Below are 21967 nucleotides of genomic sequence, written 5' to 3' on the forward strand. Positions count from 1 at the left end.
CTGACCAAAGGCAACACCATTGAATGAACCGCACATGATCCAGATTCTGATCCACATCGCAGGCGCTGCGGCCCTGTTGATTTGGGCCGTGCGCCTAGTGCGCACCGGGGTCGAGCGTGGGTTTGCCGCCCCCATGCGCATCTGGATGCGCCATTCCGCCAAGAACCGGTTTCTGGCGGCCGGAACCGGGATGGCGGCGGCGGTCTTGTTGCAAAGCTCCACAGCCGTTGCTGTCCTTGTGTCCAACTTTGTCTCGAAAGGGGGGCTCGCGACAGCGACCGGTCTGGCGATCTTGTTGGGGGCCGATGTCGGATCGGCGGTTGTCACGCAGCTGTTGATGGTGCGCCAGCCTGTGCTGATCCCCCTGTTGCTGTTGATCGGTGTGACGATTTTTCTGCGCGGCGAAGGCGGCAACACCCGTCAGATCGGGCGGATTATGATCGGGCTTGCGCTTATTTTCGTCTCGCTGGACATGATCCGCGCCGCGACCGAGCCGATGTTATCCAACCCGGGCACACAGGCAGTGATGGCCTATCTGGGTCGCGATTTGCTGACCGCCTTTGTGATCGGCGCCATTTTTGCCTGGGGTGTCCATTCAAGCGTCGCAGCCGTGTTGCTGTTCGTCACGCTTGCAGGTCAATCTATCCTTCCGGCCCCTGCGGCTGCGGCCATGATCCTCGGGGCCAATCTGGGCGGAGGGTTCATCGCCTACGTTCTGACCTATTCCGCACCACTTGCGTCGCGGCAAATGGTCATGGCCAACCTGATCCTGCGTGGCGGCGGGGCGGCGCTGGCGGTCCTTGTGGTCAACGCGGTGCCGGACCTGTTGACCCAACTTGGCACTGCACCCGCCCGGCAGGCCATCAATCTGCACCTCGCCTTCAATCTGGCGCTGGCCCTTGCAGCGCTGCCGTTTGTCGGGCCGATCACTGCGCTGTTGTCGCATGTCATGACCGAAAAACCCAATGCGGACGTCGCCCTGAGCATCACAAGTGCGCTTGACCCTGCTCTGCTGGACCGCCCTCAGCGCGCCATCGACTGTACGGCGCGCGAACTGCTTGGGATGGGCCAAAAGATCGAACAGATGCTGGTTGCCGTCGAACCGCTGTACGACCAGTGGAACGCGGCCACCGCCAATGTCATTGCGGATCAGGACAAGCTGATCAAGCAGACCCATCTGGACATTAAACTCTATCTTGCGCGGCTTGCGCAAAAGGGAATGGACGAAGACCTGAGCCGCCGCTCGATGGAGCTGGCCTCCATTTCATCCAGCCTTGATTCCGCGTCTGATGCGATCGCCCGCATCATGCTTGATCTCGCCCGGCGTCTGGATACGCAAAGGCTGCAATTCTCCCCTCAGGGCCGCGAAGAAATCCGCGACTTTGCAGATCGCGTACAAAGCAACGTGCAACTGGCGCTGAATGTGATGATGAACCAGAACCCCGCCGAAGCTCGCGAACTGGTTGCAGCCAAGGAAAAGGTGCGCAAAGTCGAGCAAAAACTGCAGCGCAGCCATATCGGCCGTCTGCGCGAGGGGCTCGCCGAAAGCATAGAGACGAGCAACATCCACCAGGAAACGCTGCGCGCGCTGAAACAGATCAACACAGCGTTTTCGATGGTGGGTCATCCGATCCTTTTGAAGTCAGGCGATCTGCTGAAAAGCCGTCTCGCTTAGGTCCATAGCTTAAACAACAGGGAAAGCTCTTTTCCCTATCAAAGCGGTGTTTCCGTGGGTGATCACTGGGCAACTGCATAGGTCCCGCCGCCGACCCGACACGTCAAGAGTGACAGCCCAGTAAGGTATCTTGGCGATCAGGCACGCTTCAGCATCGCGGTTCGAAAACAATTGCATGATTGACCTTTGCTTCGTCAGATGATGGCCTCCGGCGCGTGTACCCACCCTTCAAATGGGATGCCCTTATGGACGACCTAGACCTTATCGCCTTGCGCCATGACTTTCACAAAACGCCCGAACTGGGCTTTGCTGAAGACAGAACGAAGGCGCGTGTCGCTGCAATTCTCAATGATCTGGGCCTCGAAGTACATGTCGGCACTGGCGTTGTCGGCGTCCTGAAACGCGGCACTGGCAATCGTGCCATTGGCCTGCGCGCCGATATGGACGCACTGCCGATTCACGAGGCCAGCACGCATGATTATGTGTCCCAAACCCCTGGCGTCATGCATGCCTGCGGCCATGACGGCCACGTGACGATGCTCTTGGGGGCGGCGGCGACGCTTGCCAAGAATACCGACTTTGACGGCACGGTGGTCTTCATCTTCCAACCCAACGAAGAACATGGGCTGGGCGCACAGGCCATGATTGCCGAGGGCGTGCTGAAGCGTTTTCCGGTCGAGGAGATCTATGCGATTCACAACCTTCCGGGCGCGCCCGTGGGGCAGGTGTCCACACGGCCTGGACAAGTCTGTTCCAGCGAAAGCCTGTTCGAAATTCTGATCGAAGGGCAAGGCGGCCACGCCTCCATGCCGCATGTCGGGCGTGATGCGATCACCATCGGCGCAGAGATCGTGCAATGCCTGCAAACCATCGTCTCGCGCAAACTGGCCCCCGGTGCAGGTGTTGTGGTTTCGGTGACGGAGTTCCTGACCGACGGTCAGCGCAACGTTCTGCCTGGCACGGCCACCCTCAAAGGTGATGTGCGCGCACGCACGCCTGCGGATCGCGAGGACGCAGATCGCTTGATGCGCCAGATCGCAGAAGGGATCGGAGCCGCGCATGGCGTAACGGTTTCCGTGAAATTCTACACGGAGTTCATTGAGACGATCAACGCATCCGAGCCAACCCGCGCAGTCGTAAATGCAGCACGTGCGATGGGCCTCGAGGCGGACGGCAACTGCGCGCCCATGAGTTTCTCAGAGGATTTCGCCCATTTCTCTGCCGCTGTGCCGGGCTGCTTTCTGCTGATGGGCAATGGGCAAGAAGGACCGTGTGGCCAACCGCTCCATTCGGATGACTATGACTTCAACGACGATCTGCTGCCCATCGGGGCCGCTTTTTGGGCGCAACTGGTGCGCGACCGTCTGCCAGTGACCCTAGCCAACGAGGTGTGAAATGTTCCACGCCCGCATGAACACACTTCGCACCCGCATGGCCGAAAAGGACATCGACGTCGCACTCATCACCGATGACGATACTGTCTATTACCTCACCGGCTATTACGACTATCTGCATATGGAGTTTGGCCGACCAACCATTCTGGTGGTCCCGCGCGATGGTCCCAGCGTGTTGATCACACCATCGATCGATCTCAACACGGCCCGGTCCGCCGCGCGGGTGGACAGGATTGCGGCGTGGAATGACGGGATGGGGGAGGAGTGGCGCGCCGAATTGCCCGCTGCACTCAAAGGGGCGGCAACCATCGGGATCGAGCCCGATCACATGCCCGCGCTGGTACGCAGATGCGTGGATGAGTTGGTGGGTGCACAAAACCTCACCTCTCTCACCCCGATCCTGTCCAAGATGCGGATGATCAAATCCACGCAAGAGCTACAGCTTGCACGCCATGCCGGTGAGGTTGCCAACGCAATGATGAACGCAGGCCGCGATGCAATCGGGGACGGTGTGCCGGAATTCGAGGTTGCCCTGGCCACATCACAGGCCGGCACGCGCAAGGCGGCCGCCCTGCTGAACGCACATTATGACGATGCCGATATGTCGCCAAACACTCATTTCCTGCAGATCATGGCCTCTGGCGAGACGATCACCAAGACCCATCACCGCGCGTCGACCCGCATCATGCGACGGGGAGATCCCGTGTTTTTGTGCTTTTGCGGAATGACCAATTTCCACCGCTTCAAGCTCGGGTTTGATCGCACCTTCTGGATTGGTGAGATGGCAGACCCGTCTCAGGCAGAGGTGTGCGAGGTCGCTTTGGCCAGCCAGCAAGCCGCCCTTGATGCGCTGCGCCCCGGTGTGACGGCAGAAAGCGTGCACGCCGCCTATGCCGAGGTCATTCAGGGCGCGGGATATGAATATCCCTTCCGGTGCGGGCGCGCGACCGGCTTCAGCTTTTTGGAGGCCCCGCAACTGGTCACCGGAGACACGACGGTACTGCAACCCGGAATGGTTCTGGCCGTGGATGGGTCCGTCACTGTTGATACATTCCGCGCGCAGATTGGGGACAGATTCATTGTCACGGAAGATGGGTATGAGCCGCTGACGGACCATCCGAAAGCAATTGATCAGCTCATCCTGTGACACGATTAAGCCATGTGCCCTTGCGGGGTGCCACGTCACTGCGCGGATCGTATCAGGTGCAGTGCGCGCCGAACCCTGCGCCGACTAGCCCCAGCCGCCTCTACAAATCAACCCACGCCGCGTTTCGCTTGGACGAACGCACGCAGGCATCAATGAACTCCACCCCGCGCAAACCATCCTGAATGGTTGGGTAGATGACATCCCCCGACAGTGGCGTGCCGGTGCGATGCGCCTCGATCGCATCCGCAGCCTCGGAATAGATGTTGGCAAACCCTTCCAGGTACCCTTCGGGATGGCCCGGTGGAATGCGGCTCATCCGGGCGGCGGCCTCCCCTGCTCCGGCCCCGTTGCGGGTGATCTTGCGCTTGGGTTCACCAAAGGGTGTGTGCCACAGGTAGTTCGGATCTTCCTGCGCCCATTCAAGGCCGCCCTTGTCGCCATAGACCCGGATGCGCAGGGCGTTTTCGTTGCCCGGTGCGACTTGCGAACACCACAGCATCCCCTTGGCTCCGCCTTTGAACCGCAGCATCACATGGCCATTGTCATCAACCTGCCGACCGGGAACGAAGGCGTCCAGATCCGCGGCCAAACTCGCAACCTCCAACCCGGTGACAAAACAGGCAAGATTGTGTGCATGAGTGCCGATGTCGCCGGTTGACCCGCCGGCACCGGAACGTGCCGGGTCGGTGCGCCACTCGGCCTGCTTGAAGGTTTCTTCCTGTGTCAGCCAATCCTGCGGATACTCGACCTGCACGACGCGAATGGTACCAATCTGCCCACTCGCCACCATCTCGCGCGCCTGTCGCACCATCGGGTAGCCAGTGTAATTGTGGGTCAGGACAAACAGCGCGTCCGAGGCCTCGGCGGCCTTCAACAGCTTCTTTGCATCTGCCAGGGTCGAGGTCAGCGGCTTGTCGCAGATGACGTGAATACCTCGCTTCAGAAACTCGCGCGCGGCGGCAAAGTGCACGTGGTTGGGGGTGACGATGGACACCGCTTCGATCCCCTCTTTCAAACGGGCCTCACGGATCGCCATCGCCTTGAAATCATCATAGATACGCGGCAGGCCCAATGCCTCACCCGAGGCCTGCGCCTTTTCAGGGGTCGAGGACAACGCGCCTGCCACCAGTTCAAAGCGATCATCTATGCGGGACGCGATGCGATGCACACCCCCGATAAAGGCGTCATTGCCTCCACCCACCATTCCCAGTCTGATCCGTGCCATATTTATTTTCCTCATCTCGTGGAGTGCCAACGCCACACCACTTCAGCTTCATCTCGCCAAATAAACTCCCCCGGAGGGTCGCTCAGCCGTCTATGCCCAGCATCTTGCGGTTGGCCGCCTCGTCCGTGCCGCCATCGGCAAAATCGTCAAAGGCCCGCTCGGTCACCCGAATGATATGGTCAGAGACAAATTGCGCCCCTTCACGTGCGCCATCCTCGGGGTGTTTCAGACAGCATTCCCATTCCACCACGGCCCAGCCATCAAAGTCATTGGCCGCCATCTTGGAAAAGATCGCCGCGAAATCGACCTGGCCGTCACCCAAGGACCGAAAGCGCCCGGCGCGATCCACCCAGGGCTGATAGCCGGAATAGACGCCCTGACGGCCCGTTGGGTTGAACTCCGCATCCTTGACATGAAACATCTTGATGCGCTCGGCGTATATGTCGATGTTGTCCAGATAGTCGAGGCACTGCAGCACATAGTGCGACGGATCGTAGAGCATGTTGCAACGTGCGTGATTGTCGACGCGCTCAAGGAACATCTCGAACGTCACGCCATCATGCAGGTCCTCGCCGGGATGGATTTCGTAGCAGATGTTGACGTCGTTTTCCTCGGCGTGATCAAGGATCGGACGCCAGCGGCGCGCCAGTTCGTCAAATGCAGTTTCGACCAGCCCTGCGGGGCGTTGCGGCCATGGGTAAACATAGGGCCACGCCAGCGCGCCCGAAAAGGAGACGTGGTTCTTGATCCCCATATTGGCCGAGGCCGAAATCGCCTTCATCACCTGATCGACAGCCCATTCCTGCCGCGCCCTGGGATTGCCATGCACAGACGGGTCGGCAAAGCCGTCAAAGGCGGCGTCATAGGCCGGATGCACTGCCACCAACTGACCCTGCAGATGGGTGGACAACTCGGTCACTTCAACGCCGTTGGCTTCGGCCTGTCCCTTGAATTCGTCGCAGTAATCCTTGGATTCTGCCGCACGCGCCAGATCGAACAGGCGCACATCCCAGCTGGGCACCTGAACCCCCTTATAGCCGCAATCGGCCGCCCATTTCGTTATAGCGTCCCAAGAGTTGAACGGTGCTTCGTCGCCTGCAAACTGCGCCAGAAACAGCGCAGGGCCTTTGATGGTTTTCATGTCTGATCCTCCCAAATCCGTGCCCTTACTGGGCCATGTTTTCCTTCAGATAGATGTCGATGCGAATGCGTTCCTGTGCCGGATTGATCGGCATCCGGTCGCTGTTGGCGCGCATGATCCGCACGGCACTGCGCACCAGGTGACCCGCATCCTGACTGATGACCGCATCAAAGCGACCCTGCGCAAGAGCCGCACGCGACAAGGGCGTAAGTTCGTGCGCGATCACCACGGGTCGGCGCGCCATCTCATACGTTTCAAAATGGCGCAGCAGGCCGTCATTCCCGGCTGCCGATGAATAGATGCCGACGATATCAGGGCTGTCGGCAAAGGCCTCGGGCAGCAGGCGCTGGATCAGATCCGGATCGTCACGCCCCTCAAGCGAGGCAAGCACATCCAGATGCGGGAAATCCCGGGCCATCACCTCGTCAAAGCCAAGGCGACGTTCAAGATGATCGCGTGCCAACATCGAACCAGTGAGCACCAGTATTTTGCCGGTGGCGTTGCCCAGAAACCGGCCCAGCAACTGCGCGGCCGTCCGCCCCGCCGCGATGTTGTCAACGCCGACATAATTGTCGCGCTCCGAACTCGGAATGTCAGAGACAAGGGATACCACGGTCACCCCATGCTCTTTCAGGTGGGCAATGGAATCCCGCACGGAGGGCGTTTCCGGGCCAAAAATGGCCACGCCGTCCACCTGGCCCGGATCGATTGCATCAATCGCACCTGCCAGCGCCATAGGATCAAAGGCGGCAACGCGGACAAAGGACAGCTTGGTGCGTTCGTGACGCATACCCCGCGCCAGCAACTCGATCTGCGCCTTAAGCAGCGCGATGAATTCATTTTCGTTCGACGGTAGGATGAAGGTGAAGTGATAGACACGGCCCCGGGCCAGATTTGCCGCCGCCGTGTCGCGGACATAGCCGAGTTCCGCAATCGCTTCATTGACCTTGCGCACCGTGACCTCGCGCACACCGGGGCGCGCATTCAAGACACGGTCCACCGTCGCAAGACTGACCTCAGCGACACGGGCAATGTCGTTGATCGTCGGGTTGGAAAGGGTCGCGTCAGGGTGCTTCACGTGCGTCCTTCTTGTTGTCTCACATGGCCTTGGCCAGCCCTTCAAACAGGCGCGCGACGGCTTCGGCGCCCGGGTCATTGTGGCCGAGCAGGTTTTCTTCGGGCACGTAAGAGGCACGGCCTGCCTTGGCACTGCCCATCGCCGCCGTTCCGTCCGCGCCGGTGCGCGCAGCCGTCGCTGCGGCTGCGACGCCCTCGGGCAACGCGCTCAACGCCGGGGCCAGGGCATCAATCATCGTTCTGTCGCCTTTTTGTGCGCCGCCGACCTGGCTGATCCGATCCAGCCCTGCCATCAGCGCCTTGGGCGTCGGTTTGCCACTGGCGCAGGCATCCCCTGTCGCCCCAAAGAAGATGGCAAGGATCACGCCCGACGACCCTCCCATCGTCTGGCTCAATTCGTTGCTGATGGCGCGGAACAGTTGCGTGAGGTCGGCCAGCGGCATCCGGTCCAACGCGCCCTTCAGCGCGCGCGCCGCCGTGGCGAGGGTGCTGCCGGTGTCGCCATCGCCCGATTTCGCATCAAGTGTGTTCAGGTCATTCTCGGCCGCGATCAGCAGGTCACAGCATTGCGCAATGATCTGGGCCGTCTTGTCATTGGCGGACGGGATCGGCTGGATCGGGCTAAGGCCATCCGGCAGCGGTTGAACCCGCGCGGGACCCACATCGTTCATGCCCGGCCAGGCCGCCAAGTGAACGGGCGTGGCCAGATGCCCAAGGTTCGCCTCGTCCACGGGAAGGACAGAAACCGAGAACCCGTGCATGTCGAGCGAGGTCATGAGCGGCGCCGGGCCAATGATGTGTTGGATGTTCTTCGCCTTCGGCGAGGTCGCAAGACAATGGGCAAGGATCGACATCTCAAGCGGGGTGGTCGAGCCGAGGTTGTTCAGGATCGCCACATGCGTGCCGGTTTCAATCTTGGCGCTCAACTTGTCGAGCACCATGTCCATCGCCGAATGCGCACCATCCAGCGTTACCTGCTCGACACCCGCCTCGCCGTGGATGCCAAGGCCCAGTTCAGCCTTGCCTGCCGGAATGCGGTTTTCCTTGGCCGAGCCGGGAACAGTGCAGGTGTCCAACGACATCCCGATCGAGGACATGGCCGCGATGGTGCGATCTGCTGCTGCGCGGACTTCGGCCAGATCGGCACCGCTTTCGGCCAGATCGCCCGCGATCTTGTGGACGAACAGCGTGCCTGCGACGCCGCGCGGCTGGGGCAGATGCGGCAGGGCGATGTCGTCATCCACGATGACCATCTCGACGTCCAGACCAAAGGCGCGCGCCCGTTCCGCCGCCAGACCAAAGTTCAACCGATCCCCGGTATAGTTCTTGACGATCAGCAAGCACCCCGCCTTGCCGGTGACCGCCAGAATGCCCGCCAGCACAGCATCGACCGAGGGTGAGGCAAACACCTCTCCGCACACCGCGGCTGTCAGCATGCCTTTGCCAACGAACCCCGCATGGGCAGGTTCATGGCCCGACCCACCGCCCGAGATCAGAGCGACTTTGGACTTGTCCCAATCACTGCGGCACACCACCTTGATATGAGGGTATCCATCCAGCCGGCTCAACCGCCCGCCGGAGGTTTCCAGCAGCCCGTCCAGGGCATCGGTGACAAGCGTGTCCTTGGCGTTGATAAACTGGCTCATGTCGGTGTCCTTCCTTACAAAATCCGCGCGCCCTGGGCGTCAAAGCACAGCGGGTTCTTTGGTGCGATCTTGATATGCGCGCCGGGTGTGTAGGTCGTGTGCGGGTCGGCAATCGTGGTGATGGAGTGGCCCTTGAGGACCAGATGCAGACGCGCCTGATCGCCCAGATGTTCGACCCGCTGCACTTCGGCCTCTTGCCCCTCGCCCTGCAGAATATGTTCGGGACGCATCCCGATCTGTGTCGCGCCGGCGGGTGCGCCGCCAAACAGGTCGGCAGGCACAATGTTGATGCGCGGCAACCCAAGGCGCGAGGCGACATAAAGGCTGTTTGGGTTTTCGTAGATCTCGCGCGGGGTGCCGTATTGCACCAGCCGTCCTTCGTTCAGCACACCGACTTGGGTGGCCATGGTCATCGCTTCGATCTGGTCGTGAGTGACATATAGCAGCGTCGCGCCAAGGCTGGCGTGGATACGTTTCAGCTCCACCCGCAGATCGGTGCGCAACTTGGCATCCAGCGAGCTGAGCGGTTCGTCCATCAGGTAAATCGACGGATCGCGCACCAATGCACGACCGATGGAGACGCGCTGCATTTCGCCACCTGACAGTTCAGTGGCCTTGTTGTCGAGCTTGTGGGCGATCTGCAGAACGCTGGCCACTTCAGCGACCTTGCGCTCGATCTCGTCCGAGGGCGTTTTCAGGATCGGGGATTTAAGCGGGAAGGCTAGATTATCCCGCACGGTCAGATGCGGATAAAGCGAGTATTGCTGGAACACCATCGCCACATCGCGCTGTGCCGGAGTTTCGGAACCGACATTGCGCCCGCCGATCCAGACCTCGCCCGCATCCGCCTTTTCCAGCCCCGAAATCAGCCGCAGAGTCGTGGTTTTGCCCGCGCCGGTTGGGCCCAGCAACACGACAAAAGCACCGTCGGGAATGGTCATCGACACATCCGCGATCCCGACATCCTTTCCAAAGGACTTGGACAGGTTCTTCAGCACAACCTCAGCCATGGGTCAGCACCTCGTCGTTGAGTTCCGAGCGCAAGGCGCGACCAGACCCCCGTCAAACAGCGTCACGGTCTTGGGATTGAACCCCAGCCCCACTTTTTCGCCTACTTTTGCGACCTGCGCGCTGTCGATGCGGGCCTTCAATTCGCCATTGGGTGTGTCCAGCGTGATGATCTGCGTGGTGCCGAGGTATTCCGAGGCCAGAACCTCGCCCCTGTATTCACCACCGTCGGACAAGGTCACATGTTCCGGGCGCACGCCAAACACCAGCTTGCCGGATGCGCCATCCATATGGCGCGGAACGTACATTGTCTGACCGTCGAGGGTGACACTGTCCGCCCCGTCACCGACCGATCCATCAAAGTGCAGAAAGTTCATCGAGGGCGATCCGATGAAATCGGCCACGAACATGGTCGCGGGCTTGTCATAGATCTGCTGGGGTGTGCCGAACTGTTCGACCACGGCGTTGTTCATCACCACGATCTTGTCGCCCATCTGCATCGCCTCAAGCTGATCGTGGGTCACGTAGACGGTTGTGGCCCCCATGCGGTCATGCAGGTTGCGCAACTCTTCGGACATGTGTTCGCGAAATTCGGCATCCAGCGCGCCCAGCGGTTCGTCCATCATGAAGGCCTTGGGTTCGCGCACAATGGCCCGACCCAGCGCAACGCGCTGCCGGTCCCCGCCCGACAACCCGCCGACGGGGCGGTTCAGGATGTCGGTGATGCCGAGGATCTGCGCGACCTCTTCGACCTTGGATTTCACATCACGGCGCGTCATGCCCTGACTGACCAGCGGATAGCTGAGATTGCGGCGCACGTTCAGATGCGGGTACAGCGCAAACATTTGGAAAACAAAGGCAATGTCGCGCTTGGACGGAGGCAGCTGGCTGATCTCTTCCCCGTCCAGATAAATCTCTCCTGACGTGGGCAGTTCCAGGCCCGCAATCATGCGCAAGGTGGTGGTCTTGCCACAGCCTGAGGGGCCAAGCAGCATGAAAAATTCGCCATCCTCGATGGTAAAGCTGCTTTCCTTCACAGCGTTGAAGCTGCCAAAATCCTTGCGGATGTTCTTGATGATGATCTGCGCCACGCGGACCTACTCCTTGAAGTGGGACACGATGATGAACATCACGGTGCCCACCAGCGTGACGATGAAGGAATAGGTATAAAGCCACAGCACAAAGGGCTGCATCAGCATGAACACTCCCAGTCCGATGAGGATGGTTGCCAGCATCTCCCACGGGCCGCGCCGCAGACGCATGAGACCGGATATGAAATTGCTCATTTGCGCACCGCTCCGAATGTGATGCCTCGCAGCAGGTGCTTGCGCAGCAGAATGGTGAAGATCATGACAGGCAACAGGAAGATGGTCGCGCCCGCCGCAACCGCGGGCCAGTCCAGACCGCCCACGCCGATGATCGTGGGGATGAAGGGCGGTGCCGTTTGCGCGGTGCCGGATGTCAGCAGCACGGCAAAGGCGTATTCGTTCCACGCAAAGATCAGACAGAAGATGGCGGTCGATGCGATGCCCGTGGCCGCCTGCGGCAGCACCACTTTGTAAAAGGCCTGAAACCGGGTGTAGCCGTCGATCAACGCCGCCTCTTCGTATTCCAGCGGAATTTCGTCGATGAAGCCCTTGAGCAGCCAGACGGCGAGGGAAATGTTGACCCCTGTATAGAGCAGGATCATGCCCAGATGCGTGTCCGACAGACCGAGTTGCCGGTACATGAGGAAAATGGGGATCGCGACGGCAATGGGCGGCATCATCCGCGTGCTGAGGATGAAAAACAGCAGATCATCCGCGAGCGGTATCTTGAAACGTGAAAACGCGTAGGCCGCCAGAGTGCCAAGAAAGATGCTCAGGAAGGTCGATCCAAACCCGATGATGACCGAGTTCAGAAAACGCTCGCCAAACTTCGAGGGGCCCGCGATGACCATGTCATATTCGCGCACGATCTCTTCGTACCAGGTCTGGGGCGGGTTGGCCTCAAGGAACTCTGGCGTTTGGCGGGTGCGGGTTGTGAACAGGTTCACATAGCCTTCCAGCGTGGGTTCAAAGACCACTTTGGGCGGATAGCTGATCGCATCCGAGGGGGATTTGAACCCGGTCAGCATGATCCACGCCAGCGGCACCATGGTGACAAGCGCGTAGATGATGACCAGCGTGCCTGCGAACCACTTGGAGCGTTTGGAAGGTTCTGTGACGGAGTAACTGCTCATGATTTTTTGCCCGTCTGGGTTTTCCGGGTCCGGAGGGGGCTGTCTGCCCCCCGCGCTGACGCGCCCCCCGAGAGTTTTTCTGGCGAGATGAAGATGCATGAATACGGTCATCGTTCTTTCACCTTGTTCAGTGCTTTGACGTAGATCGAGGCAAGCCCGAACACAGTGACAAAAAGGATGATAGCATAGGCGCTCGCATACCCCGTGCGCCACTTTTCGAACGCCTCACGCTTGAGGTTGATCGAGGTGAGTTCCGTGGTCGACCCCGGCCCGCCACCCGTTAATTGCACAACCAGATCGAACATTTTGAAGTTTTCAATGCCGCGGAACAGAACCGCCAGCATCAGGAATGGCAGGACCATCGGGATGGTAATGGTAAAAAACTGACGCAACTTGCTGGCGCGATCCACTTCGGCGGCTTCATAGATGTAGTCGGGAATGGATCGCAGGCCCGCCAGGCAGATCAGCATCACGAATGGCGTCCACATCCACGTGTCCACGATGACGATAGACCAGGGCGCGAGTTGAACAGACCCGAGCATCTCGAAGCTCGACGGATCTTTGCCGGTGAGGAACGATACGATGTAGTTAAAAAGACCGATCTGCGGCTGATAGAGAAATTTCCAGAAGTTGCCGACGACGGCGGGCGACAGCATCATGGGCAGCACGATGATCGTGGTCCACAGATCGTTGCCCTTGAATTTCTTGTTGATGAGATAGGCGAGCGTGAAGCCGATCAGCACCTGAAAAAAGATCGTCCAGAACAGGAAATGCGCCGTGGCCTGCATGTTCAGCCAGATATCGCTGTCGGTCAGGATGCGCTCGTAGTTGCGCAGGCCGATATAGTCGACCTCCCGGTTCAGGCGGTTGGCCCTGAAATTGGTAAAGCTGAGGTTGATCGTCCAGATCAGGGGAAAGATGTTGATCGCGAGCAGCAGAAAGATCGTCGGGCCGACGAAAATCCATGCGATGGCCCGGTCGCTCAGGCCTTTGATCTTGCGGGCCACCCGAACCGGGGTCGCTTTGGCTGCGCGTGTGGCGGGAGTATCGGTCATCGACTCAAAACTTTCCTGCGGCAAGGCGGGAATATCCCCGCCCTACCTGAGAGGTGTGTCCAATGGGCGGGGTCTTTACCCCGCCGCACTGTTTGGTTCAGAGTTTGCCTTCGTCTTCAAAGACTTCGGTCCAGTCCTCGACCAGTTTGTCGAGCGCTTCCTGCGCGGTGCCCTGATCGGCAACCACATAGTCATGCAGGCGTTTCTGCATGGCCAGCAACAGTTCGGCATAGGCCGGCTCCTGCCAGAAATCCTGCACAGACCCCATCGCTTCGAGGAAGTCACCGGCAAAAGGCGCGCTGTCCTTGAACCCGGGATCATTCAAGACCGAATTGTGCGCCGAATAGCCGCCCAGCGACCACCACTTGGCCTGCACTTCGGGGTCAGCAAACCACTTGATGTATTCAAGGGCCGCGTCCTGCTTGTCCGAATAGGCCACGACTGAAATGCCCTGACCACCCAGTGTCGAACCAGCCTGATTTTGCGGTGGGTTCACGAAAAAGTCGATCTTGTCACCACCCACGTCCGGATCGGCATAAAGACCGGGGAAGAAGGCAAACCAGTTCATCGCCATAGCGACCTGACCGGATTTGAACGCATCAAGGCTTTCGCCCATATAGCTGTTCGTATAGCCGGGTGGGGTCGCTGTTTCGTAGAATTCCTTATAGAATTCAAGGGCCTCAACCGCTTCGGGCGAGTTCACGGCGCCGTCCATGTCGTAAGAGCCGGGCGTGTTCTCGTATTTGAACCCCCAAGGATAAAGCGCGGATGTCACGCCCATCGTGATCCCTTCGGACCCACGCTCGGTAAAGATCGACGCGCCATAAACGGTCTTGCCGTCGATCTCGCGACCTTGGAAGAATTGAGCGATCTGCAGCATTTCCTTCTGGCTTTGCGGCTCGCGCAGATCCTGACCTGTCGCGTCCTTGTAGGCGGCCTGAATCTCGGGATCAGCAAACCAGTCAGCGCGGTAGAACCAGCCATTCGCATCGCCCATCGCAGGCAGCGCGTAATAGTTTGGCGTGCCCTTGGGCCACGTGGAATAGGCATACACAGTCGCCTCGGCGAAGTCGTCCATGCTGATGCCCTCGGCATCAAAGAAATCGTTCAGCTTGACGTAATGTCCGTTTTCGGCACCGCCACCAATCCACTGGCTGTCACCGATCAGCAGGTCGCACAGCTTGCCGCCCGAGTTCAGTTCGTTCAGCATGCGGTCGGCAAAATTGGGCCATGGGATGAACTCAAAGCTCATGGTGTGGCCGGATTGCTCTTCAAATTCCTTGCTGAGTTCCACAAGCGCGTTTGCCGGATCCCAAGCAGCCCAGCACAATGTCAGGTCGTCGGCCTGAGCAGAGCTGGCAAATGATGCCGCTGCAATGCTCAAAGCGCTGGCTGAGGCCAGTTTCAAATGTTTCATAGGTTCTCCTCCCAGAGTGAAATCGACAGTTCAAATGCTGCCGTCGAGATCGTCCATCAGACAGGTTAAACGCTATTTGAGGTACGCACCTCACGTCCACTCATTTTTTGAGGTACGCACCTCATTTGAAGCTTTCGCATATCTAAATACATATTTTATATAGACTAATTTCTTATCTGGAGGGTGTTTTGATTTGGCGTACAATCTCGCCCACCTCCGTGCCTTTCCAACCGTAGGTTTGTAGAGATTGCTCAGGACCACTTGCCTGTCTCAAAATTCTAATCGGACATTTTGGGTGCATGGGAACGTCCTGTGGGACAGTTTCAAACAGGCTAGCAGCACGGCCCTCGGCCATCCACTGGCTTTGTCAGCCAGGAAAAATGCGGGCCATTTGCGCGTCAAAGAAGGTCCAGGTCATTGTCGCCTTGTTGCCTGCGAAACCGTGATAGTGCGACTTGCCAGTGTCATTGGGCAGTCCCGCCCAAATCTTGGCAAGGTTGTTCATAAACACCTGCCGCTCCATCTCTCCGCGAAGGAAACGGTGCAAGCCTGCTTCCTGCAGCAAGATGTCTGCCAGTTGATCCTGTACGTGCGGGCTGAACCGCGCTTTTGGACTGATGCCCAGTCGTTTGACCAGCCGGTGCAATGTCGGCGGGATGAACTGGTAGCGCCCGATCGCGTGCGGCTGTCCCGGTGTCTCGTCGATCCAGTCGAAAATCTCTTGCAAGGTCAGCGACGTCGGTGGCCCGTCTGGCAGAATGTCAGCCCCGTATTGCACCGCGTCATACCCTTTGGCACCCGCCTCGGCGTGCGCGATCAGCGATCTGAGTTGACCAACAGGTCCAAGACCGGGGGTGGGAATGGAACCAAATGCAGGTGGTGCGGCCAGCGAAACGGGCATGGGGGCAAACAGGCTTTTGCCGCTTGTCCCGGCAAACAGGCTGGGTGAAGAGGGTGCAGAAACCGATGTCTGGACATATAACGGAGCCCGTTCGGTCAAAAGGCTCGCCCGGCTCGCCATCGGCAACGCTTCGGCCCAGGCATAAGCGGCCTGAACACACAATCCCACGCAGGCCAACAGGCCCCAAACACGCTCCATACCAACCTCATTCTGAAATCATCGCGTGAGTACAGATGTGGAACATCAGGCGTTGACAATCGGTTGCCACCGGCCACGCCGCACCGGAATTTTCGTTCAAATGCGATCTATAAATGCCGCACGCTGTGCTTGTAAAAACCGGATCACCGGGGCCTCTGTCGCCAGTGCAATGGCCTTTTGGTAGGCCACATCGGCCCCAGCAGCGTCTCCGATCTGGGCCAGCAATTCGGCGCGCGCGGCCCACAAAGGCTGCAAAGCCAGCCCTGTTTCGGCCTCAATGCGGCCCAGCGCGTCCAACCCGGCAGTTGCCCCATGCACCCGCGCTGTCACAACGGCCTGTGCAACCAACGCCCCCGCCGACGGCGCAATCTGCACCAGCGCGTGATAGAGCCGATTTAGGGCGTCCCAGTCCGTAGTGCCGGTGGTCTTGCGCGCCATGTGCACCTGTTGGATTGCCGCCTCGATCTGGAAACGGCCCGGAGCACCCAATGCAAAGGCGCGGGTCAACTGGCGGTCTGCGTATTGCTGCAACGGCACATTCCATCGCGTCACATCCTGTTGGCTTGTTGGCACCAAAACGCCGTCAACAACGCGCGCATCCGCCCGCGCATGCCCAAAGGCGATCAACGCGGCAAGGCCCGCCGCCTCGGGATCATCGGGCAACAGGGATGTCAGCAGATCGGCAAGGTACAACGCCTCGTCCCCAAGCCCATCCCCGGGATCGACCCAGTCCAATCCGTGCACGCCATAAATCGCTTCGCGGATGGCCTCGGCCCTTGCGGGCAAGTCATCCGGACCGGGTAGGGAAAACGGAATTCCGGCCGCTTTCACCTTGGCCTTGGCGCGCCCCAATCGTTTGGTGAGCGCCGTCGGAGAGACCATGAACAGGCGGGCAATGACACGCGCCTCGACACCAAGAACTGTCTGCAACATCAACGGCGTATGCAAGTCGCGAGCAAGGGCGGGATGCGCGCACACCATGAGCAACGCCAGCCGTTCGTCCGGCAAATCGGTGACCGTTTCCGGGGCAGGCATGTCAGGCACCTCCGCATCGTCGTGAAATCGCGCCAGGCGGCGCTGTTGGTCGGTCATCGCGTTGCGCGCCACGCGCATCAACCATGCATCCGGCTTGTCCGGGACACCCTGCGCGGGCCACGTGCTCAGTGCTTTGGCAAAGGCATCCGAAAGAGCATCTTCGGCAAGACCGATGTCGCGCGTACGCGCCGCAAGATAAGCAAGCAAGCGCCCGTAACTGTCCCGCGCCGCCTGTTCGGCAGCGCGGGCTGCATCGCTCACTCGGCCCCCATGGCGGTGGCACGGATTTCGACTTTGCCGGTTTTGGCCGCTGGACATTTCCGGGCCCAGGCCAAGGCCGCATCCAGATCAGGCACATCAATGACGAAGTATCCGCCGAGTGTCTCCTTAGTGTCGGCAAAGGGACCATCCTGCACGACCTGTGTGCCGCCCTTTAGCGTGAGTGTTGTTGCGGTTGTCACAGGTTGCAACCAATCAGTGTCCACAAACACTCCGGCCGCATTCAGCGCGCCAATGTAAGCGCCATAGACTTCCTTTTCAGCCGCCCAGTCCTCGGGCGTCATGTGGGCCAGATCCGCCGGATCGGTATAAAGCAAAAACGTGTAACGCATGGATAGTCCTCCTTCAGATCTTAGCGGCAAGGTTGCCCAGGCCGGTTTCGAAAGTCTTGCCGATCATGCCGTCAAGGAAAAGGCCCATGACGCGCCCCACGGGGTTAAATCCCATATCGGAGTCCATGCTCCAGGTGACGCGCACGCCCTCGGGCACCGGCTCAGCTTTGATCGTTTGCGTCGGCTGACCCATGGGACCGAGGTCGATGTCATAATGCACCGCCGTTTCGTTCACTGCGGCGATGACCAGCGTGCCTTTCCCGTCCTTGCCGTCAAAGGCAAAACCCGACCCCACGCCCGTTTCAGGGCCGAAGGGTGCTATTTTCAACGCCGGATCAGCGCTGAGATAGGGGTTGAACTCTTGGTAGCCCGTGTTGGAAGCGGCCAGCGCAAGCACAGCCTCGGGGGCGCCCTGCAGGGTTGCGTGGCGTTCGACATGGACGTGGCGGGGCAACAGCAAAGTGCCCGCCGCAGCAAGGGCAAGCACGCCTGCGCCGCTCGCAAGTAGGGTCCAGATGGTCATGATCGTCTCTCCTCATGTTGGCGAAAGCGTGAGTGCTTTCACTTCCATGACGAATGGGACGGGCGCCGATGGACATTGGGGTTAAAAAAATCTGCGGATTACTGGGACAAGCAGTTCAAAGACAGCGTCGTGGCACTGTTTGTCACCGCCACTCAGCAGATGAAGCCGTCAGAGATGCTTGTCGAACATCTCCCACACTGGCAGCAGCCCTTCGACATTGTTCAAAGTCGCCTTGACCACACCCGTGTCGCGCCAATTCTCGGGGATCGGCGCACTGACAGCCAAGGCCTTGCGCTTGAGCAAGTCAGCATGCGGATGGTCTGCATCATAGGGCTTGGGCACTTTCTTCAGCGGCGCCGGCCCCCAGTCGCTCAGCGTCGCACCAAGATCGGCAGCCGCATCATCCAGCGCCTCTTGCAAGCCATCACCCCAACTGTCCACAAAAGCGCGGTAACGGGTCAGGCTTTCGCCCTGCAGCCCCATCACGCCCATGCCAAGGATGAAATAGTCCGGGCTCAGCCCCCAGAACCACGACGGGGCAAGCACATCTTTGTCAGCCGGGGACCACATCACATGCAGATGGGTGTTCAACGGCGTCTTGTCCTTGGAAAACCGCACATCGCGGTAGATTCGAAAGACCTTGGGGGCGTGTGCCTTGCCCGTAAGGCGCGCAAGGTCTTCGGCCATCAGGTCAGCAAAGAATCCAGCCGGGGCCGCAATCGCCTCCTTGTAATGATCCTTGCGCGGGTTGAACCAATCCTTGGAGTTGTTCGCGTCCAACTGGGTGAAAAAGGCGCACGCCTCGTCCACCATCTTTTCGAACCCATCAGCCATAGCGTTCACCTCCTCTGTCGGGTCAAATCCTAGCACAGGACACGTCACTGCGATAACCGTTGCGTACCCGGTGCCGGTCATGGCACCAATCGGGGATGATCACATCCCTCGACGGCACCCCGCTCTCGCCCCTCACTTTTGGCACCATGCAATTTGGCGGACGCTCTGACGCGGCGCAAAGCCGGGCGATGTATGACGCCGCCCGTGCTGCCGGGATCACGCATTTCGACACGGCTTTTGTCTACAATGGTGGCGCCTCCGAAACCCTGCTGGGTGAGATGATTAAGGACGAACGAGACAGCCTGATCATCGCGACCAAGGCCGCATTTGAAGGTGGGTCGACCCGCGACAATATCCTCACCGGTTTCGCCACGTCCCAGCAGCGCTTGCAACTCGATATGGTCGATATCCTATACCTGCACCGCTTTGACGACGACACGCCCTTGCAGGAAACCTTTGACGCCCTCGCGACCCTCAAACACGAAGGCAAGATCAGGCATATTGCCGTCTCGAACTTTGCTGCGTGGCAGGTGATGAAGGCACAAACCGTCGCTGCCAGTTTCGAGATCAGGATCGAAATGGTGCAACCCATGCACAGTCTGGTCAAACGGCAGGCTGAGGTTGAAATCTTTCCGATGTGTGTGGATCAGGGGCTTGAGATCGTACCCTATTCCCCGCTTGGCGGCGGGCTGCTGACCGGGAAATACGCGCGCGGCGAAACCGGGAGGCTGACCGAAGATCTCGATGTACGCGGCACGCTACAACGTGGAATGGATGCGCCAGGCAGCGGTACAAATCAGCGATCTGGCTGCCGATCTGGGCACCAGCGCGGCAACCCTCGCCGTCGCATGGGCGATGGCCCATCCCGCACGCCCGCGCCCCATCATCTCTGCCCGCTCGGCTGAACAACTTGCGCCGTCACTTGCCGCGCTCGACTTTGACATGACGACAGAGGTTTATGATCAGATCACGGCCTTCAGCGTCACACCGCCCCCCGCCACGGACCGGATCGAAGAGGCATGAGCGATATCATCGTGATCGGAGGGGGCATTGCAGGTGTCTCGGCCGCCGCACGGTTGTCCGCCCATGCCAAAGTGACGCTGATCGAAGGCGAGGATGCACTTGGCTACCATGCATCCGGACGATCCGCCGCGCTGTTCGAGGAAAACTATGGGCTGCCGTCTGTTATTGAACTCAACCGGGCTAGTGCCGCGTTCCACCAACCTTATCTGAGCCCGAGAGGATTCTTGCTCGTCGGTCGAACAAGCGAGGACGCCTTATTCGAAGCGGATGCGACAACCATGAAATGCCCTGAGATTTCCGTGAAGGACGCACGCGATCTCGTTCCAATTCTGAACGACACAATAACCCGCGCGGCCTATCACGCAGATGCGTTCGACATCGACACCGACCGCATGATCCAGGATTTTGCGAAAACAGTGCGTGCCAACGGCGGTGAGGTGCGAATTGGCAAACCTGTTACAGCGATCACCCATGACAAACAGTGGAGCGTCAGGTGCGGTGATGAAGTTACAACCGCCGACATCATTGTGAACGCCGCCGGTGCATGGGCCGACCAGATCGCAGGTATGGCTGGCATCATGCCAATCGGGATCACACCACAGCGCCGCTCCATGGCGCGCATCCCCGCACCAGGGGGGCACAACGTGGCGCATTGGCCCATTTTCTTTGGGGTTGGTGAGGCATGGTACGCTAAACCAGACGCGGGCGCCCTGCTTGTTTCACCGGCGGACGAGGATGCGGTGGAACCGCATGACGCATGGGCCGACGACATGGTGCTGGCCGAAGGGTTTGACCGCTATGCACAGCACGTCACCGAACCGGTCACACGGGTGGAAACCTCATGGGCGGGCCTGCGCAGCTTTGCGCCTGATCGCACGCTGGTCTTGGGGCGAGACCCCGAAAACGCGTCCTTTGTCTGGTGCGCAGGGCAAGGCGGCTATGGGTTTCAAACTGCACCCGCCGCCAGCCAGTTGCTCGCTGATATCGTCTTTGGGCACAGTCCTGAAATTGACCATGCGACCATCGCATCCCTGTCCCCCGCACGTTTCCACGAGAGGCCGCCATGCTGATCCGAACCTTCGCCCTTCTGCTCTTTTTCCTTGCCGCCTGCGCCCCAGGTCCTGCGCCGTTTAATGGCCCTATGGTCATCGGGGACACGGACCCGGTCAAATTCTCGGGTCGCCAGCCGACCACGTTTCCGGTGCGCGGCATGGACGCTGCCCGCTTCCAGACCTTTGTCGATTGGGACCGGGCCAAGGCAGTGGGCATCGAATTCGCCTTTCTGAAAGCGACAGAAGGGGGCGATCTGAAAGACATCAAGTTCGATGACCACTGGCAAGGTGCAGGCCGTGCTGGGATCAAACGTGGCGCCTACCATTTCTACTATTTCTGCACCGCGCCCGAGGTACAGGCGCAGTTCTTCATCGACAACGTACCCCGTACACGCGGCACCCTGCCCCCGGTGCTCGACATGGAGTGGAACCCGTTTTCGCCCACCTGCCAGCGCCGGCCTGATGGGGCCACCGTCCGCAATGAAATGCAGCGCTGGATGGACATCGTTGCCGCCCATTTCGGACAGACACCGATCATCTATACCACCCCGAGGTTTTACCGCGAGAACGGGCTAGGTGCCTTCAAGGGCGTTGATTTCTGGCTGCGTACGACGGCCAAGGCCCCGCGCGAAGCCTTTCCCGGTCAGCCCTGGCGCTTTTGGCAGTACACCGCCACCGGCACTCTGCCCAACACGCCCGGCTCCGTCGACATCAACGCCTTCAACGGCACGACGGAAGCTTGGGAATCGTGGTTGCGGCAACGCACAATCCGGTAACTTGACCA

19 protein-coding genes and 2 pseudogenes are annotated in these 21967 nt (G+C 59.7%); 6 read left to right on the forward strand and 15 right to left on the reverse strand.

Annotated elements, in window-relative coordinates; genetic code table 11:
* Positions 1 to 34 precede the first annotated feature (34 nt).
* From ACERZ8_RS01805 to ACERZ8_RS01815, 3 genes are all read left to right on the forward strand, one after another.
* A complete protein-coding gene (locus tag ACERZ8_RS01805) occupies positions 35 to 1675 on the forward strand; it encodes a Na/Pi cotransporter family protein (RefSeq protein ID WP_407590406.1) in 1641 nt (546 codons plus the stop codon).
* Positions 1676 to 1920: 245 nt separating this feature from the next.
* Positions 1921 to 3069 carry an amidohydrolase gene (locus ACERZ8_RS01810; protein ID WP_407590407.1) on the forward strand — a complete coding sequence of 383 codons (1149 nt, stop codon included), beginning with the start codon at positions 1921 to 1923 and terminating at the stop codon, positions 3067 to 3069.
* Position 3070: 1 nt separating this feature from the next.
* On the forward strand, positions 3071 to 4216 hold the full coding sequence (locus tag ACERZ8_RS01815; RefSeq protein WP_407590408.1) for a M24 family metallopeptidase: 1146 nt from the start codon (positions 3071 to 3073) through the stop codon (positions 4214 to 4216).
* A 100-nt stretch (positions 4217 to 4316) separates the two neighbouring features.
* Here the strand turns inward: ACERZ8_RS01815 and ACERZ8_RS01820 are convergent, their stop codons facing one another.
* The 15 genes and pseudogenes from ACERZ8_RS01820 to ACERZ8_RS01890 form a co-directional block, all read right to left on the reverse strand.
* Positions 4317 to 5441, reverse strand: a complete 1125-nt coding sequence (locus tag ACERZ8_RS01820; protein ID WP_407590409.1) for a Gfo/Idh/MocA family protein — start codon at positions 5439 to 5441, stop codon at positions 4317 to 4319.
* An 82-nt stretch (positions 5442 to 5523) separates the two neighbouring features.
* The gene (locus tag ACERZ8_RS01825; protein WP_407590410.1) at positions 5524 to 6582 is read right to left on the reverse strand and encodes a sugar phosphate isomerase/epimerase family protein; all 1059 of its coding nucleotides are present in this window, start codon (positions 6580 to 6582) and stop codon (positions 5524 to 5526) included.
* Between the two features lie 25 nt (positions 6583 to 6607).
* Positions 6608 to 7660, reverse strand: a complete 1053-nt coding sequence (locus ACERZ8_RS01830) for a LacI family DNA-binding transcriptional regulator (RefSeq protein WP_407590411.1) — start codon at positions 7658 to 7660, stop codon at positions 6608 to 6610.
* Between the two features lie 19 nt (positions 7661 to 7679).
* Entirely contained in the window at positions 7680 to 9305 is a 1626-nt protein-coding gene (locus ACERZ8_RS01835; RefSeq protein ID WP_407590412.1) for a dihydroxyacetone kinase subunit DhaK, read from the reverse strand.
* 14 nt (positions 9306 to 9319) lie between these two features.
* On the reverse strand, positions 9320 to 10315 hold the full coding sequence (locus ACERZ8_RS01840) for an ABC transporter ATP-binding protein (RefSeq protein ID WP_407590413.1): 996 nt from the start codon (positions 10313 to 10315) through the stop codon (positions 9320 to 9322).
* A pseudogene (locus ACERZ8_RS01845) lies at positions 10308 to 11404 on the reverse strand (ABC transporter ATP-binding protein). The gene ACERZ8_RS01840 and the pseudogene ACERZ8_RS01845 overlap by 8 nt, the downstream one beginning before the upstream one ends.
* 6 nt (positions 11405 to 11410) lie before the next feature.
* Entirely contained in the window at positions 11411 to 11599 is a 189-nt protein-coding gene (locus ACERZ8_RS01850) for a hypothetical protein (RefSeq protein WP_407590415.1), read from the reverse strand.
* Positions 11596 to 12534: a carbohydrate ABC transporter permease gene (locus ACERZ8_RS01855; RefSeq protein ID WP_407590416.1), complete on the reverse strand. Its 939-nt coding sequence runs from the start codon at positions 12532 to 12534 to the stop codon at positions 11596 to 11598. Before ACERZ8_RS01855 ends, ACERZ8_RS01850 begins: the two co-directional genes overlap by 4 nt.
* Before the next feature lie 107 nt (positions 12535 to 12641).
* The gene (locus ACERZ8_RS01860; RefSeq protein ID WP_407590417.1) at positions 12642 to 13589 is read right to left on the reverse strand and encodes a carbohydrate ABC transporter permease; all 948 of its coding nucleotides are present in this window, start codon (positions 13587 to 13589) and stop codon (positions 12642 to 12644) included.
* A 97-nt stretch (positions 13590 to 13686) separates the two neighbouring features.
* Positions 13687 to 15006, reverse strand: coding sequence for an ABC transporter substrate-binding protein (locus ACERZ8_RS01865; RefSeq protein ID WP_407590419.1), 1320 nt, complete (start codon positions 15004 to 15006; stop codon positions 13687 to 13689).
* A 367-nt stretch (positions 15007 to 15373) separates the two neighbouring features.
* Positions 15374 to 16105: a hypothetical protein gene (locus ACERZ8_RS01870; protein WP_407590420.1), complete on the reverse strand. Its 732-nt coding sequence runs from the start codon at positions 16103 to 16105 to the stop codon at positions 15374 to 15376.
* Between the two features lie 96 nt (positions 16106 to 16201).
* Positions 16202 to 17401 (reverse strand): RNA polymerase sigma factor, encoded by a 1200-nt coding sequence (locus tag ACERZ8_RS01875; RefSeq protein WP_407590421.1) that lies wholly within the window; start codon positions 17399 to 17401, stop codon positions 16202 to 16204.
* Positions 17398 to 17751 carry a YciI family protein gene (locus tag ACERZ8_RS01880; protein WP_407590422.1) on the reverse strand — a complete coding sequence of 118 codons (354 nt, stop codon included), beginning with the start codon at positions 17749 to 17751 and terminating at the stop codon, positions 17398 to 17400. The genes ACERZ8_RS01875 and ACERZ8_RS01880 overlap by 4 nt, the downstream gene beginning before the upstream one ends.
* Before the next feature lie 13 nt (positions 17752 to 17764).
* Positions 17765 to 18274, reverse strand: a complete 510-nt coding sequence (locus ACERZ8_RS01885) for an SRPBCC family protein (RefSeq protein WP_407590423.1) — start codon at positions 18272 to 18274, stop codon at positions 17765 to 17767.
* Between the two features lie 168 nt (positions 18275 to 18442).
* Positions 18443 to 19108: a TIGR02453 family protein gene (locus ACERZ8_RS01890; protein WP_407590424.1), complete on the reverse strand. Its 666-nt coding sequence runs from the start codon at positions 19106 to 19108 to the stop codon at positions 18443 to 18445.
* A 95-nt stretch (positions 19109 to 19203) separates the two neighbouring features.
* Between ACERZ8_RS01890 and ACERZ8_RS01895 the strand changes: the two are divergent.
* The 3 genes and pseudogenes from ACERZ8_RS01895 to ACERZ8_RS01905 all read left to right on the forward strand — a co-directional run bounded on the left by ACERZ8_RS01895 (position 19204) and on the right by ACERZ8_RS01905 (position 21959).
* A pseudogene (locus tag ACERZ8_RS01895) lies at positions 19204 to 20131 on the forward strand (aldo/keto reductase).
* On the forward strand, positions 20128 to 21201 hold the full coding sequence (locus ACERZ8_RS01900; protein ID WP_407590425.1) for an NAD(P)/FAD-dependent oxidoreductase: 1074 nt from the start codon (positions 20128 to 20130) through the stop codon (positions 21199 to 21201). The pseudogene ACERZ8_RS01895 and the gene ACERZ8_RS01900 overlap by 4 nt, the downstream one beginning before the upstream one ends.
* Positions 21195 to 21959 carry a GH25 family lysozyme gene (locus ACERZ8_RS01905; RefSeq protein ID WP_407590426.1) on the forward strand — a complete coding sequence of 255 codons (765 nt, stop codon included), beginning with the start codon at positions 21195 to 21197 and terminating at the stop codon, positions 21957 to 21959. Before ACERZ8_RS01900 ends, ACERZ8_RS01905 begins: the two co-directional genes overlap by 7 nt.
* Positions 21960 to 21967 lie beyond the last annotated feature (8 nt).

Source organism: Tateyamaria armeniaca (assembly GCF_045797845.1).
Classification (GTDB): Bacteria; Pseudomonadota; Alphaproteobacteria; order Rhodobacterales; family Rhodobacteraceae; genus Tateyamaria; species Tateyamaria armeniaca.

What these genes read in the sequence shown, in the direction of transcription:
- ACERZ8_RS01860 (WP_407590417.1), bottom strand. Translation starts at nt 13,589, where the DNA reads ATGACCGATACTCCCGCCACACGCGCAGCCAAAGCGACCCCGGTTCGG.
- ACERZ8_RS01835 (WP_407590412.1), bottom strand. Translation starts at nt 9,305, where the DNA reads ATGAGCCAGTTTATCAACGCCAAGGACACGCTTGTCACCGATGCCCTG.
- ACERZ8_RS01810 (WP_407590407.1), top strand. Translation starts at nt 1,921, where the DNA reads ATGGACGACCTAGACCTTATCGCCTTGCGCCATGACTTTCACAAAACG.
- ACERZ8_RS01890 (WP_407590424.1), bottom strand. Translation starts at nt 19,108, where the DNA reads ATGGCTGATGGGTTCGAAAAGATGGTGGACGAGGCGTGCGCCTTTTTC.
- ACERZ8_RS01855 (WP_407590416.1), bottom strand. Translation starts at nt 12,534, where the DNA reads ATGAGCAGTTACTCCGTCACAGAACCTTCCAAACGCTCCAAGTGGTTC.
- ACERZ8_RS01805 (WP_407590406.1), top strand. Translation starts at nt 35, where the DNA reads ATGATCCAGATTCTGATCCACATCGCAGGCGCTGCGGCCCTGTTGATT.
- ACERZ8_RS01840 (WP_407590413.1), bottom strand. Translation starts at nt 10,315, where the DNA reads ATGGCTGAGGTTGTGCTGAAGAACCTGTCCAAGTCCTTTGGAAAGGAT.
- ACERZ8_RS01870 (WP_407590420.1), bottom strand. Translation starts at nt 16,105, where the DNA reads ATGGAGCGTGTTTGGGGCCTGTTGGCCTGCGTGGGATTGTGTGTTCAG.
- ACERZ8_RS01820 (WP_407590409.1), bottom strand. Translation starts at nt 5,441, where the DNA reads ATGGCACGGATCAGACTGGGAATGGTGGGTGGAGGCAATGACGCCTTT.
- ACERZ8_RS01815 (WP_407590408.1), top strand. Translation starts at nt 3,071, where the DNA reads ATGTTCCACGCCCGCATGAACACACTTCGCACCCGCATGGCCGAAAAG.
- ACERZ8_RS01865 (WP_407590419.1), bottom strand. Translation starts at nt 15,006, where the DNA reads ATGAAACATTTGAAACTGGCCTCAGCCAGCGCTTTGAGCATTGCAGCG.
- ACERZ8_RS01900 (WP_407590425.1), top strand. Translation starts at nt 20,128, where the DNA reads ATGAGCGATATCATCGTGATCGGAGGGGGCATTGCAGGTGTCTCGGCC.
- ACERZ8_RS01825 (WP_407590410.1), bottom strand. Translation starts at nt 6,582, where the DNA reads ATGAAAACCATCAAAGGCCCTGCGCTGTTTCTGGCGCAGTTTGCAGGC.
- ACERZ8_RS01885 (WP_407590423.1), bottom strand. Translation starts at nt 18,274, where the DNA reads ATGACCATCTGGACCCTACTTGCGAGCGGCGCAGGCGTGCTTGCCCTT.
- ACERZ8_RS01905 (WP_407590426.1), top strand. Translation starts at nt 21,195, where the DNA reads ATGCTGATCCGAACCTTCGCCCTTCTGCTCTTTTTCCTTGCCGCCTGC.
- ACERZ8_RS01850 (WP_407590415.1), bottom strand. Translation starts at nt 11,599, where the DNA reads ATGAGCAATTTCATATCCGGTCTCATGCGTCTGCGGCGCGGCCCGTGG.
- ACERZ8_RS01880 (WP_407590422.1), bottom strand. Translation starts at nt 17,751, where the DNA reads ATGCGTTACACGTTTTTGCTTTATACCGATCCGGCGGATCTGGCCCAC.